Source organism: Acinetobacter sp. SA01 (assembly GCF_011319235.1).
In the GTDB taxonomy this organism is placed as follows: Bacteria; Pseudomonadota; Gammaproteobacteria; order Pseudomonadales; family Moraxellaceae; genus Acinetobacter.
Genome location: NZ_WXXM01000011.1, coordinates 1 through 15,201, shown reverse-complemented (window position 1 = coordinate 15,201; position 15,201 = coordinate 1). Strand labels below are relative to the sequence as shown.

The window sequence follows — 15,201 nt, the reverse complement described above, 5'->3', positions numbered from 1 at the left end:
ACTGTTACCCATCTTATTTTATCGTTTGATATAATTCTGACAATTTTTTCGCACCCAACAATAAATTTTCTTCCCAATCCAGATGGGCAGTTTCATTGGCCCCATCGGTAATATATTTTACAGAAACGAATCTTACCCCCAGTTTTTTACAGACTTTGGCCATGGCATAGCCTTCCATATCGACCAGATGGCATGGTACTTTGGGTAAGCCTGTTTCAAAGCTGTCCCCTGTTCCGCAGATACCTTGAGGCAAATGCTGAAAATAGGACTGCAAATGAATTTCTGCCGGATGATCCTCATCCATAGGCGTAACCCCGACTGCAAAACCGAGCGGGGATACATCCATGTCCCGTTGCACAAAGGTGCTGACTTCTACCAGTTCATGCGCATTAAAATGCGAACTTCCGGCGGTACCCAAATTGAGCAGGGTCTTGCAACCAGTCTTGTGAATCACCTCGAAGGCTTTAAACGCCGCATTGACTTTGCCTATACCGCTGTAATGGACTTCGATGCCTGCCTGTTCAAACAGACCTTTAGATTCACTGGGCAAAGCCATAATTAAAGCCAGATCAGACATAGCAAAACCTTATCGATGCACAAATTTAAAATTGTGCACATTAGAAAAGAATTACCAATTAAGTGCAAATTTAAAATCATAAGCACGTTCCCGTACAAAAATTTGATCCCCCGATTCACTTGAATATTTAAATTTATTTTTCTTGTCATCACCGATTTCGAAGCCATTCCATGCAATGAATCTTCTGGATGCAGATTTTTTTCAAATACTATTTTTGCAAGAAATTTAATATTTTTTTGTATGAAAACACAACAACAAGACGAACGCGTAAGATTATGGCAATATATAGCCCTGATAACTTTTCACTTATTGATTCGCCCATGAAGCTGCTCCGCCTGAATGCTTTAGCGCCCAATTTTCAATTGTCAAAAACGGCCGTAACCATTGGTAATTTTGACGGTGTACATTTGGGCCATCAGGCAATGATTAGCCAGTTAAAACAGCTGGCAGCCGCAGAAAATTTAAAAACGCTGGTGATGATTTTCGAGCCGCAACCTCTGGAGTTTTTTAAGGGTTATGATGCTCCTCCACGTATTACCTCACTGCGTGAAAAAGTGGAATATCTGACTAAACTGGGCGTGGACTACATTGCCGTTGCAAAATTTGATAACCATTTCCGCAGTCTAAATGCGGAAAGCTTTGCTGAACTGTTAAAAGTAAAACTTAATGCAGAACATCTGGTTCTGGGCGATGACTTCCACTTTGGCAAAAACCGTCAGGGCAATAGTGAATTTTTAACAGCCTATGGTTTTCAGGTCACCAACTTAACTACGGTTGCACTGGATGGTGAACGCGTCAGTTCGACCAGGATCCGCCAGACCTTGCAAGCAGGTGATTTAGCCCTTGCTGCCAAATTGCTGGGCCGTCCCTATAGCATCACCGGTCGGGTACAATACGGTGACCAGATTGGACGAACCCTTGATTTTCCAACCATTAATGTCGCGCTAAACCGTCATAAACCGTGCTTGAAAGGCATTTACGGCGTAGAGGTGATGTGTGAAACCCTATCGTTAGAAGATAAAGTGAAAGCCGACAATCCTGAAAAACTGGGCATTGCAGGCTATGAACATACCGCCCTGTTCGGTGCCGGACATGTCGGTACCCGACCGGCCATCAAACAAGTCCATCCGGAATGGCGATTAGAAGTACATTTTCCTGATGTTTCTGCTAATCTGTATGGCCTGTTAATGCGGGTGACATTCTTGAACTATTTACATGGCGAAAAGGACTACCCTTCGCTTGAAGCATTAAAAGCCGGAATTGATGACGATGTTGAGAAACTGCTTGAGTTTCGACAAAACACGCCCCATTTTCCCTTTTAAATCCCAGATTTTTTATTGTAAAACGCGTCAGCCTCAGACTGATTAAATTGGAAGACAACTTGCATGAGCGATAAGCAAACTCCTGAAAATGCAGTGGATTATAAAGCCACGCTAAACCTCCCAGGTACTGAATTTGCAATGAAAGCAAATCTGGCAGTACGTGAAGCAAAATGGTTAGAAGAGTGGTATGCCGACAACATTTATCAGCAGATTCGTGCATCGCGTATTGGCAAGAAAAAATATGTGCTTCATGACGGCCCTCCGTACGCCAACGGTCAAATCCATTTAGGTCACGCAGTCAACAAAGTCCTGAAAGACATTATCATCAAAAGCCGCGTGATGGATGGCTATGATGCCCCTTATGTTCCGGGTTGGGACTGTCACGGTCTGCCCATTGAACTGAAAGTTGAAGAAAAAGTCGGTAAAGTCGGCGTGAAAGTCGATGCCGCAACTTTCCGCAAGCACTGCCGTGAATATGCCTACACCCAGGTTGAATTACAGAAAAAAGACTTCGTGCGTATGGGCGTGTTTGGTGACTGGGATAACCCCTACCTCACCATGAACTTCAAGCAAGAAGCCGACATCGTGCGTTCATTAGGTGCAATTGCCAAAGCAGGTCATATCGAACCGGGTTTAAAACCAGTGAACTGGTGTCTGGACTGTGGTTCAGCACTGGCTGAAGCTGAAGTTGAATATGAAGACAAAAAATCAGACGCGATTGATGTCGGTTTTACAGTGGTTGATCTGGCTGACTTATCTGCACGTTTAGGCGTTGAAGTTAAAGACTCAACTGACATCGTGATCTGGACGACAACACCTTGGACATTACCTGCCAACCAGGCCGTTGCCCTGCATGCTGAAATTGAATATCAATTGGTCAAAGCACGTGGTGAAGATAAAGAACCGCAAAACTTTATCTTGGCGAAAGATCTGGTTGAATCTGCTACTGAACGTTATGGCTTTAACACTGTTGAAGTGATTGCCGATTTTGCCGGCGCAAAACTTGAAAACCTGCAACTGCAACATCCATTAATCGCTGATCGTCAAGTACCGGTGATTTTGGGTGAACACGTCATTGCAACCAGTGGTACGGGTGCAGTACATACCGCGCCGGGCCACGGTGTGGACGACTATAAAGTCGGCCTGTTATACAATCTAAAAGTCGATAACCCAGTCGGTGGTAATGGTGTTTACCTGCCAACTTCACCTATTTTTGCCGGCGAACACATTTATAAAGCCAATCCAAAAATCATTGAAGCATTAAGTGAAGCGGGCAAACTTTGGGCGCATCACCCAATCAAGCATAGCTACCCACACTGTTGGCGTCATAAAACCCCGATTATCTTCCGTGCTACCCCACAATGGTTCATCAGCATGGATGCCAAAGGCTTACGCCAAGGTGCTTTGAATGCCATTGAAAATGACATCAGCTTCGTACCGGATTGGGGTAAAAACCGTATCCAGGCGATGATTGAAGGCCGTCCGGACTGGTGTATCTCGCGTCAACGTACCTGGGGCGTGCCAATTCCGTTCTTCGTGCATAAAGACACCAACGAATTGCATCCGCGTACCCCTGAACTGATCGAAGAAGTTGCGAAGCTGATCGAACAGGAAGGCATTGATGGCTGGTACAACCGTGAAGCGAAAGACTTCATCGGTGATGATGCTGAACACTACAATGCGGTACGCGATACGCTAGACGTGTGGTTCGACTCAGGTACAACGCACTACGCGGTATTACGTGAACGTGAAGAACTGCAAGACCCTGCTGATTTGTACCTTGAAGGTTCAGACCAGCACCGTGGCTGGTTCCAGTCTTCATTGTTGACTTCAATTGCGATTAACGAGCGCGCACCGTATAAAGGATTGTTGACTCATGGCTTCGTAGTCGATGAAAAAGGCCGCAAGATGTCTAAATCACTGGGTAACATCATTACCCCGCAAGACATCATTAAAGACATGGGTGCCGATGGTCTACGTTTCTGGATTGCATCTGCCGACTACCGTTATGAAATGACTGCCGGTAAAGAAATCTTTAGCCGTGCATCGGATGGTTACCGCCGTATCCGTAACACGCTACGTTTCTTGCTGGCCAACCTGAATGGCTTCCAGCCTGCAACGGATGCTTTGCCAGTCGATCAATTGATCGCGCTGGATCAATACATCCTGCAACGTGCTGCGGACGTACAAAAAACCATTCAGCAAGCGTATGAAGATATGAACTTCCATATCGTCACAAATGCCTTGACTAACTTCTGTATCAATGACTTGGGTGGTTTCTATCTCGACATCATCAAAGACCGTCAGTACACCACCAAAGCGGATTCACAAGCCCGTCATTCTGCACAAACTGCCTTGTATCACCTGGTACAAGCCTTTGTTCGCTGGATGGCACCGATCTTGAGCTTTACTGCTCAAGAAGCTTGGCCTTTAATTCCAGGTCAAAGCGAGAAATACGTGTTCACTGCCGAGTGGTATGACATTCCAGTCGCTTCAACAGCCAACCTGGTTTCAGAAGCTGACTGGCAGACTTTAATTAGCGTTAAATCTGCAGTCAACAAGCAAATTGAAGCAGCACGTAATGCCAAACTGATTGGTTCTAACCTGTCTGCCAAAGTTGAACTTTGGGCGAATGCTGAATTGAAAACGGTACTGGATCAGTTAGGTGACGAATTACGTTTTGTCCTGATCACCTCTCAAGTTACTGTAAATGCCTTTGATGCAGCGCAAGGTGAAGCCACTGATCTGGAAGGTTTACGCGTCAAAGTCTCTGCAGCCGATGGTGAGAAATGTGCACGCTGCTGGCATGTACTGCCTGATGTGAATACACATCATGAACATCCAGGCCTTTGTTCTCGCTGTATTATTAACCTTCCTACAGGTCAAGGCGAAGAGAGAAAGTATGCCTAATCCGCAAAATAAAAAGGGCTTATTCCAGTTCTACCCGCACAATCTGGTGTGGGTCGGATTATCCATTGTGGCAATTATTCTGGATCAATGGACCAAATGGTTTGCAACGACGCATCTGAATTATGCAGATCCGGTCCCTGTACTGCCCTTTTTAAACTGGACATTGCTACATAACTATGGCGCAGCCTTTAGTTTCCTGTCCGATGCCGGTGGATGGCAACGCTATTTCTTTACTTCACTGGCAGCATTAGTGTCTGTAATTTTTGTATTTTGGCTGATGCGTATGCCAAAAAAAATTGTGATTTTACCTATGGCGATTGCCCTGATTCTGGGTGGCGCCATCGGTAACCTGATTGACCGGGTAACCTTGGGTTATGTGGTCGATTTTATTCACGTTTACTACAATAACAGCCACTTTCCTGCTTTTAATATTGCCGATAGTGCCATTACCGTGGGGACTATCTTGCTCCTGATCGATACGTTTTTCCTGGAAAAACACCGTATTCAACGTGCGGAAGCGCAACAAAATGACTGATTTTATTAATCCAAATGAAGAAACCCGAATTGCAGAAGGCTCTAAAGTCGAGCTGCATTTTTCGGTCGCCATTGAAAATGGTGTGGAAATTGACAACACCCGTAGTCGTGAAACGCCTGTCAGCCTGGTAATGGGTGATGGCAGTTTATTGCCGGGTTTCGAAAAAGCCCTGTTTGGTCTACGTGCCGGGGACCGTCGTACCGTGAGTCTTCCACCAGAAGAAGCTTTTGGTCCATGGAATGCTGAAAACGTACAAAAGTTTGACACCGTTAAATTCGAACAGCCTCCTGTTGTGGGTCATATGATTGAATTTGAAGATAAAGCCAAGCAAAGTCTGTTTGGTGTGGTGAAATCAGTCGGTGAAGATATTACTGAAATTGATTTTAATCACCCGCTTGCCGGTAAAAACATTACCTTTGAAGTAGAAATCTTTAAAGTGACCCCGGCGGGTCAGCAAGGCGTTAAAATTATGTAAGGTTTCAGCCTTTTTCGTTTAAAAGCTCCCTCGGGAGCTTTTTTATTTTCTGCTTACAGCGATAGTTAAAGATACAAATCCTTAATATTCAATAAATAATATTCATAATAAGTTAAAGATGACAATTCAAAAAATCTAGGATCTATACATGAAAATATATATTGTCGTGGGTAGCGTGCGTGAAGGTCGGACTGCCATTAAAGTGGCACGTTGGGTCAAGCGCAGTATTGATCAGGCCAATTTGAGTACGGTTCAGGCAGAACTGGTTGATTTAAAAGAATGGAATCTGCCAATTTTTGCCGGCAGCCATCCTCCCTTGACCGGCATTTATGATCAACCCAAACAGCAGGACTGGGCAGACAAGGTTGCTTCGGGCGATGCCTTTATTTTTATCAGTCCTGAATATAATCATGGTTATAGCCCGGCGCTTAAAAATGCCCTCGATTACGTCGGTAAGGAATGGCAAGGTAAACCGGCTGCCTATATTGGCTATGGTGCAACCAATGGCTCCCGTTCCATCGACCAGATTCGCCAGGTCGGAACGCAACTTGGCTTAGTGGACAGTAATGCAGTGATTGAAATTCGCGATATTTTTTCACGTAATAAAACCGAAGAATTTGAACCGAATGAGTTTGATGAAAAAGCTTTAAAAAGTGTACTGGATAAACTGATTCAATACGTAAGCACTTGATACCTAGAAAATCGTTGTACGTTTAAGCTTACAAGAGTTGAAGATTATATCTACTTTTCACACATTATCTTTCACGATATATTTAACTCATACCGAGACAGGAAGTCTCTAAACTTACAACTAGAAAGATAAGTGATATAACAGCAGGATGCTGCAAGGTACGACAGGAGTTATACCTTAGAAAGAATATAAAAAACCTCGACAGGATGTCGGGGTTTTTTCTTTATGCATGATGCTGATCGGGCTGAGTATTTAGCGAAACCTTCAACTTAGACGATTAAAGTTTACATGCTATTGAAACTTCAAACTCTATAATCACAAGCATAGAAAAATGAGGAATCATTAGAATAACCCTCAGAATTATTCCAGCCATCCTCAACAAAATAATAAAATGGAACGCTCAAGACAAGCAGACCTTTTTTGATGCCATGTACCTAACGTGATGTCGTGTGACTACAATGACAGAAAGGTGATGTCACCCTTGTGGTTAATATCAGGATTGCCGATTGGGGCATGAATGGCAAACAAGGCAATCGTAAACTGATCTAGATTCAGGCCAATGTGTTTAATGCAGACGAGCATTACACAGTCTGATTCAATGCAATCAAATATATAACGATCATTGTAAAAGCCCCAGGTGAATAGCCACCAAAATTCTAGACACACCTAACCATCTTTTGATGGGCTTTTTCATAATCTAATGGAGAACGCTGACCATTGGAACCATGTCTGCGTTTTGAATTGTAGAACATCTCAATATATTCAAAGATATCCGATCTGGCTTCAGTTCTTGATGCATAGATTTTCTTCTTAATTCGTTCACGCTTTAATAGCTGAAAGAAGCTTTCTGCAACAGCATTGTCATGGCAATTCCCTCTACGACTCATACTACTTTCAAGATTATGATGCTTGAGAAATGTCTGCCATTCATGGCTGGTGTATTGGCTGCCTTGGTCAGAATGGATTAGGACTTTGTTCTTTGGGTTTCTTCGCCATAAAGCCATCAATAATGCATCTAAAACCAGGTCTGTAGTGATTCTGGATTTCATCGACCAGCCAACAACAAGACGTGAAAACAGGTCAATCACAACTGCGAGATATAGCCACCCTTCATGAGTACGGATATAGGTAATATCTGTCACCCATATTTGGTTGGGATAAGTTGGATTAAATTGGCGGTCTAAAGTGTTTGCGGCAACGATAGCTGGATTACCAGCGTGAGCTCTAGGTTTACGATAGCCACGCTGTGATTTGAGACCATTCGCCTTCATGAGCCGATGTACTCGATTAATCCCGCAACTTTCACCAACATCTTTTAAATCACAGTGAATCTTGCGATAGCCGTAGACTCCGCCAGATTCTAGCCAGAACTGTTTAATTAATCCCGAAAGCTGTTGCCGTTTCCTCGCAGTTTTACTGGTGGGTTGCTTTAACCATGCGTAATAACCACTGTGATGAACATCCAGAGCTGAACATAAACGACGGACAGGCCATATGTGCTGGTTATCCTGAATAAAGGCGTACCTCATTTGGACTGGCTTGCGAAGTACACAGCGGCCTTTTTTAAGATGTCCCGTTCTTCAGTGACCCTTTGCAGCTCTTTTTTTAACTTTGCCAATTCTGCACTTGGATCAGTAGATTCTGTTGTCTTGGGTTGCTGTGGATCATAACGTTTAATCCAGGCATATAAACTATGTGTGGTGGTTCCTAAACGTGCAGCAACTTCGGTCACACTATGACCTTTCTCAGTGACTTGTTTTACTGCTTCAATTTTGAATTCTTCAGGGTATCGTTTACCGCTCATAAGCACCTCGTTAATTAGCCATTTTATCTAACTAAAAGGTGTCTACAAAATTAGTGGCTATTCAAGGGGTTTTGAATTGTATAAGCCGTCTTATTTCGCCGTCATTTTCAGCAGTCTGGCATTGCTACTATCTTCCAGCACCCAAATTGAACCATCCGGGGCTTGCAGCAGATCACGGATACGCTGCTTCATATCCACGCGCTGTACTTCAGTCACAGGTTTCATCGCTGTATCTACCACTACAATGGTTTTGGAAGACAAGCCACCAATCAGGGCCTTATTTTTCCATGCCGGAAATTGGGAACCGTTATAAAAAATCAGGCTGGATGGGGAGATGACAGGTGTCCAGCTGATTTCAGGTGCTTTAAATTCAGGACGGGTATGATGGTCAGGAATATCTCTGCCATCATAATGATCGCCATTTGAAACCAGCGGATAGCCGTAATTTTCACCTTTAACAATCAGATTCAGTTCATCCCCGCCTTTCGGTCCCATTTCAACCACCCAAAGTTTCCCTTTAGGATCAAATGCTATACCTAAGGGATTTCTGTGGCCCAACGACCAGACCTGTTTTGCAATCTCGCCCTGACCGCTAAACGGATTATCTGAGGCAGGTGTGCCATCCTCATTTAAACGCAATATTTTGCCTAAATTGGATTGCATATTTTGCGCAGGATCAAACTTCTGGCGTTCACCCGAGCTAATCCATAACTTTCCATCAGAACCGAATAACAGCCGATGGGCATAATGTCCCTGTCCTGGTACTTTAGGAACTTGTTTCCAGATTGTTTTTAAATTTTTAACGTGTGGTTGCTGAACATTGGATAAATCCAGTTCACCACGAGCCACTACAGCCCCATAACCACCTTGTCCTGCTTCTACATAACTTAAGTAAATAATATGATTCTGTTCAAATTGCGGATGCAAGGCGATATCGCCCAAGCCACCTTGCCCACCATAGGCCACTTTAGGAATGCCTTTGACTTCAATTTTTTCTCTGGTTTGGGGATCAAATAACTGTAACTTTCCCTTTTTTTCAGTGACCAGTAAACGACCATCCTTCAGCCCTGTCATGGCCCAGGGTTCATTAAATTCTGCGATGCTGGTGAGTTTATACGTTTGATTGACTGAACCTGAAGAAGGTTTGGAAGATGTGGTTTCTGAAGCTGACTTGGATGCCAGACTTACAGCGTCAGTTTGTGCATTACAGGCTGTTAAACTTGATGTACTGATTAATATAGTTGTGATCAGCATACGCTGTCGGAATATTTTCATCGTTATTATCCTCTGCCATTCAAATCGCTCACCCGTTTTATTCTAAGTACAATATTGAAAATCACTATTTTTTATTGGTAACAAACTTTCATTTGGTCTGGTGGGCTGTGTAAGAGATAACGTACATAAAATGGTTCTATTGGCCTCTATCTGCCTCAAGATAAATTTCTTATTCTAAATTCATCAGGAAACAGGACGTTTCCCAAACAGAAAACAACAATAATAAAGTTTGAGCATCAGGACGTGAGGTACGACAGGAGTCATACCTAAGCAACCCATATAAAGAAGCCCTATCACAATGATGGGGCTTCTTTTTTATCAAGATAATCCTTTTAAGCTTTTAAGATAAGCTACGACTTCTTTATTGCCTGCCATTTCAGCAAGCTCTAAAGCCGTATAGGTACTGCGATGATCAACATCTGCACCTTTACTGATCAATAGTTTAACGACTTCTAAATGATCATTTTCAGCTGCTGCCTGTAAGGCGCTATAGCCTTCTTCATCAGCTGAGTTGACGTCCAGACCTTCTTGTAAAGCCTGCTCAATCTGGTCAATGTCACCAATAGATGCCCAGTACACAAGTTCAGGAAGATGCAGTTCGTCATCATCTTCAGGGATTGGGGAGAATGAGTTGATGTTCATAATAAGTGAATCCAATAAATTGTTTAAATTATAGCTTTTTAGCTGTTTCAGTTCCTTTTCCAGTTAACTGGTATGCAGCTGTGTAACGTGTCCGTCCTGGAACAGATTCTAACAATCCATTTTGTACAAGACCTTGTAAAATTCTTTTCATTTTGTTTTCTGACTTAATAAAACAAACTTCTCTTGCATGACGATTTGCAATTTCTTTGTTATTAAGCAAATAAATCAAAATAGATTCTTCTGGGCTTGCTAAAGGTTCGTGTTTTAAAATAACTTTTACATAATTTCCTTCTTGAATAATTTCCGGCATTTTCAGCTTTAAATTTCTCATTGATTCAAAAGCTGTATTTAAACCTTCACCAATATCTTTATTAGGTGGATTAGGAAATTTATTAATTAATCTAACGAGTCCAGGATTTCTGGCAAATCTTTCTGTCAAAATATTTTCAGGTGTGATGTGTGCTGGTAGTTTACCTGGGCTCCACACTTCTACTCTGTTATCAAAAATTCGGACATGAATATCTTCTGCTATTGAATAATCTCTATGAATCAGGGCATTAGTTATAATTTCATGTATAGCTTCTTGTGGATATTTTACTTGAACTAAACCGTCTGTAGTCTGTAATCGTACAGATTCAACAATTTTAACAGTTTCTGCTACAGCATTAAAAACTTGATTATAGACATTTCCATCTATTGTAATTGGTTGAAAATCAAGTGTCTCTCTTGTTCCCTCTTCTGATGAGGTTTTATATTTATAAATTTTTAATCCTGTTCTCTTAGGTAATACCGCTTGTGGCTCCTCTGCAAATAATAAAATAGATAAAACTGTCGGTTTACCATTTTGGATTACCATTTGTTTCTTTAACCATACTTCCGGTTCAGCATTCGGAATAACATTTAAAAGGAAATCAATAATTTCTTCCGAGTTAGTTACTACCTCAAGTGGGCAATTAACTAATTCAGTTTCAAATGAGATAATTCCTTTATCTCTTCTTAAACTTTGCAGTCTACCTTGATCGTCAATAGGAAGGCTTTGAGCCCCTCTTCTAATATAAACCTTACCATCACTAGCACTTTTTAAATCTCTAGATTTGTTAATAATAACTTTTAACACTAATCCTTTTTGTAATTCAGACTTTAAAAATTCATATTCAATATCAGTACCTAATGGAAACAAACTATCTAAAATTTGAATATGAGCATTTGCATGTTCAATATTTTCAAAACCTGACCATTCTCTAGGGTCGTCTTCAATACCTATATATAACTCACCACCTTCAGCATTTGCAAAAGCAGCTATAGCCTTAGTTAACTTTACGGGAGAAATTCGAATCGATTTAAAATCTAAAAAATGACCTTCACTTAACTCAAGAATTTTTTCAGCTTCTAAAGCTGAAATTTTTATAGTTTCTAACATGTTATCTCATATTTTTTAGATTACTTTTCATATTAAATAAATTTTATATTAAAAAAAAGCCCCCTTTCGGAGGCTTCTTTTTAAAACTTAAATTTTAAGCTTTAGACACTGCTGGTTCAGCAGAACCAATCTTCTCAGACTCATCATCATGCATAATCAATGCAACTGCAATCGCAGTAATTAGCACCGGTAAACCGACTGCAATGAAGTTGAAATGTGCAGGCAGGTTCATACCCAGTAAGCCACCAATCAGAATTGGCCCTACAATCGCCCCCATACGACCAATCGCAGACGACCAGCCAATACCGGTTGAACGTACCGCAAGTGGGTAGAACTGCGCGACATAACTATACAGCAACATTTGCGAACCAATCGACGCCGCACCCGCCAGGAACACCAAGATGTAAAGTAAGAATTGGTTAGACGCAAAGCCCATTGAGCTCATCACAACCGCACCCATCATACCGAGGACCATCAATACAGGTTTCAAGTGGAAACGGTCTGCAAGAATACCGCCACCCACAATACCGACAACCGCACCGACATTCATCACCATCATGAACATCAGGCTGTTATCCATCGAGTAACCTGCTGCCATCATCAGCTTTGGTAACCAGCTGCTCAAGGCATACATGGTCAGTAAGCAGGTGAAGAACGCAACCCAGAACAATAAGGTATTGGTTGCACGGCCACGACGGAACAGGCTCACTACGTTTGCCGCTTCAGGTACACTTTCCTGTGGCAAAGTAAATGTGGTTTGATCCGTAACCTTGGTATTTGGCGACAAGCGACGCACAATACGACGTGCTTCAGCCTGCTTGTTTTGCTTTACCATAAACGCTAAAGATTCAGGCAAGAATTTCCAGATTAAAGGCAGTAAAAATAAAGGAATACCTGCAATAAAGAACATGATTTGCCAACCAAAATCAGGCGTAAACCATGAACCTAATAATGCCGCCATCACACCACCAACCGCATAACCGCTAAACATGGTGGTCACAAGTGTGCTGCGCATTTTTTGTGGAGCATATTCAGAAGTCAGTGCCACCAGGTTCGGCATCACACCACCAATACCCAGACCGGCAAGGAAGCGTAACATACCAAATTCAGTTGGATTCGAGGCAAAACCACCAGCAAAGGTCAAACCACTGAATAAAACAATACAGATCATGATGACTTTCTTACGACCAATCTTGTCTGCCAAAGAACCAAAGATCATCGCACCAAACATCATGCCTGCAAGAGCTGTACTGGCAAGCATTCCCGCTTGAACGGCACTGAGGCCCCAGTCCTTCATTAATAGTGGTAAAGTTACACCATTAATTGCCAAATCATAACCATCAAATAAAATTACCAGTAAACACCAAGCAACTACATTGAAGTGAAAAGGCGTAAATTTCGCATTGTCGACTACAGAATTTATATCTACAGTTTCCATTGTCATCGTTCTCATCTCCCATGAGTACTTGTCCGTAACATTCTTTAAATATTCAGCTGAATATTTAATTCGACGCAATATACGCAAGCCGGATTTAACGCACAATAAGACTAATTGATATTCTTCTATGATCACTGAAATAACATTTATTTGATTGATATATCACATTATTATTAGAATAATTTATGATCATTTTTATAAGTAAATTGGGCTTTTCAGGCCTTCTAGCTCGATTATTTTTTTGATTGGTTTGATTTTGTACAAAAGATATGCAAAAGCCCCTTAATTCAAAGGGGCTTTTTTAACTGGATGGGTCAATTACGATAGTCTAAATTTTGGCGGTTTTTAATTTTTTCAGCACAATGCGACCAGGTTGTGGCTGACGAATCATTGAAATAGCGATCATGCCAATAATGCCTGGAATTGCAACCGCGATAAAGTTCCATTTATGTGGTAATTCCATACCAAGCAGCATACCAATCACGATTGGACCAACAATTGCACCGGTACGTCCCACAGCAGAAGCCCAACCAATACCAGTAGAACGTACTGCGACAGGATAGTATTGAGCAACAAAGCTATATAACAAGATACTTGTACCAATCGATGATGCACCTGCCAAGCTGACAAGTAAGTAAATAACAGGCTGTGGAGAATTAAAGCCTAAACCAACCAAAGACAGTACACCGACAATTAACATACCAATAAGAACAGGTTTAAAGTCAAAACGGTCTGCTAAAATACCACCACCAATCGTTCCGATCACTGCACCAATATTCAGTGCTAATAAGAACATTAAACTGCTACCTAAAGAATAACCTGCAGCCATCATCAGTTTTGGTAACCAACTTCCAAGTGCGTAAAGCATGAGTAAGCACATGAAGAAAGCAACCCAAAATAAGAATGTTCCTGTTGCACGGTTTTCTGAAAATAAAGCTTTTACTGATGCACTATGTGTCTGATCGCCTGTTGCTAGAACAAGTTCAGTATCTGCTCGTACGTCTGCAGTTGGCTCAACTCGTTTGATAAAACGACGTGCTTCATTCATTTTTTGCTCTTTAACCAGGAAAGTTAAAGACTCAGGTAAAAACTTCCAAAAAAGTGGCACAAAAAGTAATGGAATACCTGCAATGAAGAACATAATTTTCCAGCCAAAGCTTGGTGCAAACCATGAACCACATAATGCAGCCATAATACCGCCTACGGCATAACCACTAAACATTGCGGTTACAAGTGTACTTTTTAAACGTTTAGGCGCATATTCAGATGTTAAAGCAACCAGGTTTGGTAATACGCCACCAATCCCTAAACCTGCAATAAAACGTAAAATACCAAACTCTGTTGGATTCGTTGCAAATCCACCCAAAAATGTAAAACCACTAAATAAAGAGACGCAAATTAAAATAACTTTTTTACGACCAATTTTGTCTGCAAGCATACCAAACAGCATTGCTCCAAACATCATACCAGCTAGGGCTGTACTTGCCAGCATACCGGCTTGAACAGCACTCATGCCCCACTCTTGCATCAGCAGAGGCAGAACCACACCGTTAATTGCTAAATCATATCCATCAAATAGGACAATAAACAAACACCATAAGACAATGCTTAAGTGGAATTTAGTGAATTTTGCCTGATCAATCACATCATTCACACTAACCGTGTTTGCGACCATCTTCGTGTTTTCTGCCATTTTTACTCACCTCCTGTGAGTTGTTATTCGTTGTTTTCTGTACGAGACATGACATTAACTTCTTATTTATTCTTTTTAATGATTCTTATCACCATGTTTTCGCCACAACTTAGTTCAACACAGCTATTTTTGACTAAACACTCTACTAAAGTATTAAAAATGACCAAAATTCTAGACCCTTGAGTTTAGTTTTTAACCATTTTTAAATTGACAATGCTGAATTGGGGGCCAGGGAAAGTAAAATTGAATTGTTCTTTTTGAATCATTCTTCTTTTTAATAAGAATTCCCTGCATAAAAAAAGCCCCCTCATTTGAGGGGGCTTTTTAGGAATAATGAGCTGGCGATGACTTACTCTCACATGGGTAATCCCACACTACCATCAGCGCTAAGAGGTTTCACTTCTGAGTTCGGGAAGGGA

At 41.7% G+C, this 15,201-nt stretch carries 12 protein-coding genes; 5 read left to right on the top strand and 7 right to left on the bottom strand.

The genetic code is table 11. The features are described 5' to 3' along the window. Positions 1-13: 13 nt before the first annotated feature. Positions 14-577, bottom strand: coding sequence for a 5'-methylthioadenosine/S-adenosylhomocysteine nucleosidase (locus GTU69_RS11040; RefSeq protein ID WP_166170507.1), 564 nt, complete (start codon positions 575-577; stop codon positions 14-16). 320 nt (positions 578-897) lie between these two features. On the opposite strand from GTU69_RS11040, the gene ribF reads away from it, so the two are divergent. The 5 genes from ribF to GTU69_RS11015 all read left to right on the top strand — a co-directional run bounded on the left by ribF (position 898) and on the right by GTU69_RS11015 (position 6,510). Further along, positions 898-1,899, top strand: coding sequence for a bifunctional riboflavin kinase/FAD synthetase (gene ribF / locus GTU69_RS11035; protein WP_166170505.1), 1,002 nt, complete (start codon positions 898-900; stop codon positions 1,897-1,899). 63 nt (positions 1,900-1,962) lie between these two features. Continuing rightward, positions 1,963-4,809, top strand: coding sequence for an isoleucine--tRNA ligase (gene ileS, locus GTU69_RS11030; RefSeq protein ID WP_166170503.1), 2,847 nt, complete (start codon positions 1,963-1,965; stop codon positions 4,807-4,809). After that, positions 4,802-5,344 (top strand): signal peptidase II, encoded by a 543-nt coding sequence (gene lspA / locus GTU69_RS11025; protein ID WP_086196606.1) that lies wholly within the window; start codon positions 4,802-4,804, stop codon positions 5,342-5,344. Before ileS ends, lspA begins: the two co-directional genes overlap by 8 nt. After that, positions 5,337-5,819, top strand: coding sequence for a peptidylprolyl isomerase (locus GTU69_RS11020; protein ID WP_166170501.1), 483 nt, complete (start codon positions 5,337-5,339; stop codon positions 5,817-5,819). The genes lspA and GTU69_RS11020 overlap by 8 nt, the downstream gene beginning before the upstream one ends. A 148-nt stretch (positions 5,820-5,967) precedes the next feature. Continuing rightward, positions 5,968-6,510, top strand: coding sequence for an NAD(P)H-dependent oxidoreductase (locus GTU69_RS11015; RefSeq protein WP_166170499.1), 543 nt, complete (start codon positions 5,968-5,970; stop codon positions 6,508-6,510). Positions 6,511-7,166: 656 nt separating this feature from the next. Here the strand turns inward: GTU69_RS11015 and GTU69_RS11010 are convergent. From GTU69_RS11010 to GTU69_RS10985, 6 genes are all read right to left on the bottom strand, one after another. Continuing rightward, positions 7,167-8,314, bottom strand: a protein-coding gene (locus GTU69_RS11010; RefSeq protein WP_166170497.1) for an IS3 family transposase whose coding sequence is annotated in 2 segments (ribosomal slippage) — positions 7,167-8,068 and positions 8,068-8,314 — 1,149 coding nt in all. Because the reading frame shifts where the segments join, the coding sequence is not laid out codon by codon here. A 90-nt stretch (positions 8,315-8,404) separates the two neighbouring features. Beyond that, the gene (locus tag GTU69_RS11005; RefSeq protein WP_166170495.1) at positions 8,405-9,589 is read right to left on the bottom strand and encodes a PQQ-dependent sugar dehydrogenase; all 1,185 of its coding nucleotides are present in this window, start codon (positions 9,587-9,589) and stop codon (positions 8,405-8,407) included. Between the two features lie 318 nt (positions 9,590-9,907). Then, positions 9,908-10,231 (bottom strand): ankyrin repeat domain-containing protein, encoded by a 324-nt coding sequence (locus tag GTU69_RS11000; RefSeq protein WP_166170493.1) that lies wholly within the window; start codon positions 10,229-10,231, stop codon positions 9,908-9,910. A 28-nt stretch (positions 10,232-10,259) separates the two neighbouring features. Then, on the bottom strand, positions 10,260-11,651 hold the full coding sequence (locus GTU69_RS10995; protein ID WP_166170491.1) for an RNA-binding domain-containing protein: 1,392 nt from the start codon (positions 11,649-11,651) through the stop codon (positions 10,260-10,262). A gap of 94 nt (positions 11,652-11,745) precedes the next feature. Then, a complete protein-coding gene (locus tag GTU69_RS10990; protein ID WP_166170489.1) occupies positions 11,746-13,095 on the bottom strand; it encodes an aromatic acid/H+ symport family MFS transporter in 1,350 nt (449 codons plus the stop codon). 322 nt (positions 13,096-13,417) lie between these two features. After that, the gene (locus tag GTU69_RS10985) at positions 13,418-14,782 is read right to left on the bottom strand and encodes an MFS transporter (protein WP_171522024.1); all 1,365 of its coding nucleotides are present in this window, start codon (positions 14,780-14,782) and stop codon (positions 13,418-13,420) included. Positions 14,783-15,201: the final 419 nt, after the last annotated feature.

Bases quoted from the DNA above. Each gene is read 5' to 3' on its own strand.
- GTU69_RS11000 (WP_166170493.1), bottom strand. From the start codon at position 10,231: ATGAACATCAACTCATTCTCCCCAATCCCTGAAGATGATGACGAACTG.
- GTU69_RS11040 (WP_166170507.1), bottom strand. From the start codon at position 577: ATGTCTGATCTGGCTTTAATTATGGCTTTGCCCAGTGAATCTAAAGGT.
- GTU69_RS11015 (WP_166170499.1), top strand. From the start codon at position 5,968: ATGAAAATATATATTGTCGTGGGTAGCGTGCGTGAAGGTCGGACTGCC.
- GTU69_RS11020 (WP_166170501.1), top strand. From the start codon at position 5,337: ATGACTGATTTTATTAATCCAAATGAAGAAACCCGAATTGCAGAAGGC.
- GTU69_RS10995 (WP_166170491.1), bottom strand. From the start codon at position 11,651: ATGTTAGAAACTATAAAAATTTCAGCTTTAGAAGCTGAAAAAATTCTT.
- GTU69_RS11005 (WP_166170495.1), bottom strand. From the start codon at position 9,589: ATGAAAATATTCCGACAGCGTATGCTGATCACAACTATATTAATCAGT.
- GTU69_RS10990 (WP_166170489.1), bottom strand. From the start codon at position 13,095: ATGACAATGGAAACTGTAGATATAAATTCTGTAGTCGACAATGCGAAA.
- GTU69_RS10985 (WP_171522024.1), bottom strand. From the start codon at position 14,782: ATGGCAGAAAACACGAAGATGGTCGCAAACACGGTTAGTGTGAATGAT.
- ribF (WP_166170505.1), top strand. From the start codon at position 898: ATGAAGCTGCTCCGCCTGAATGCTTTAGCGCCCAATTTTCAATTGTCA.
- ileS (WP_166170503.1), top strand. From the start codon at position 1,963: ATGAGCGATAAGCAAACTCCTGAAAATGCAGTGGATTATAAAGCCACG.
- lspA (WP_086196606.1), top strand. From the start codon at position 4,802: ATGCCTAATCCGCAAAATAAAAAGGGCTTATTCCAGTTCTACCCGCAC.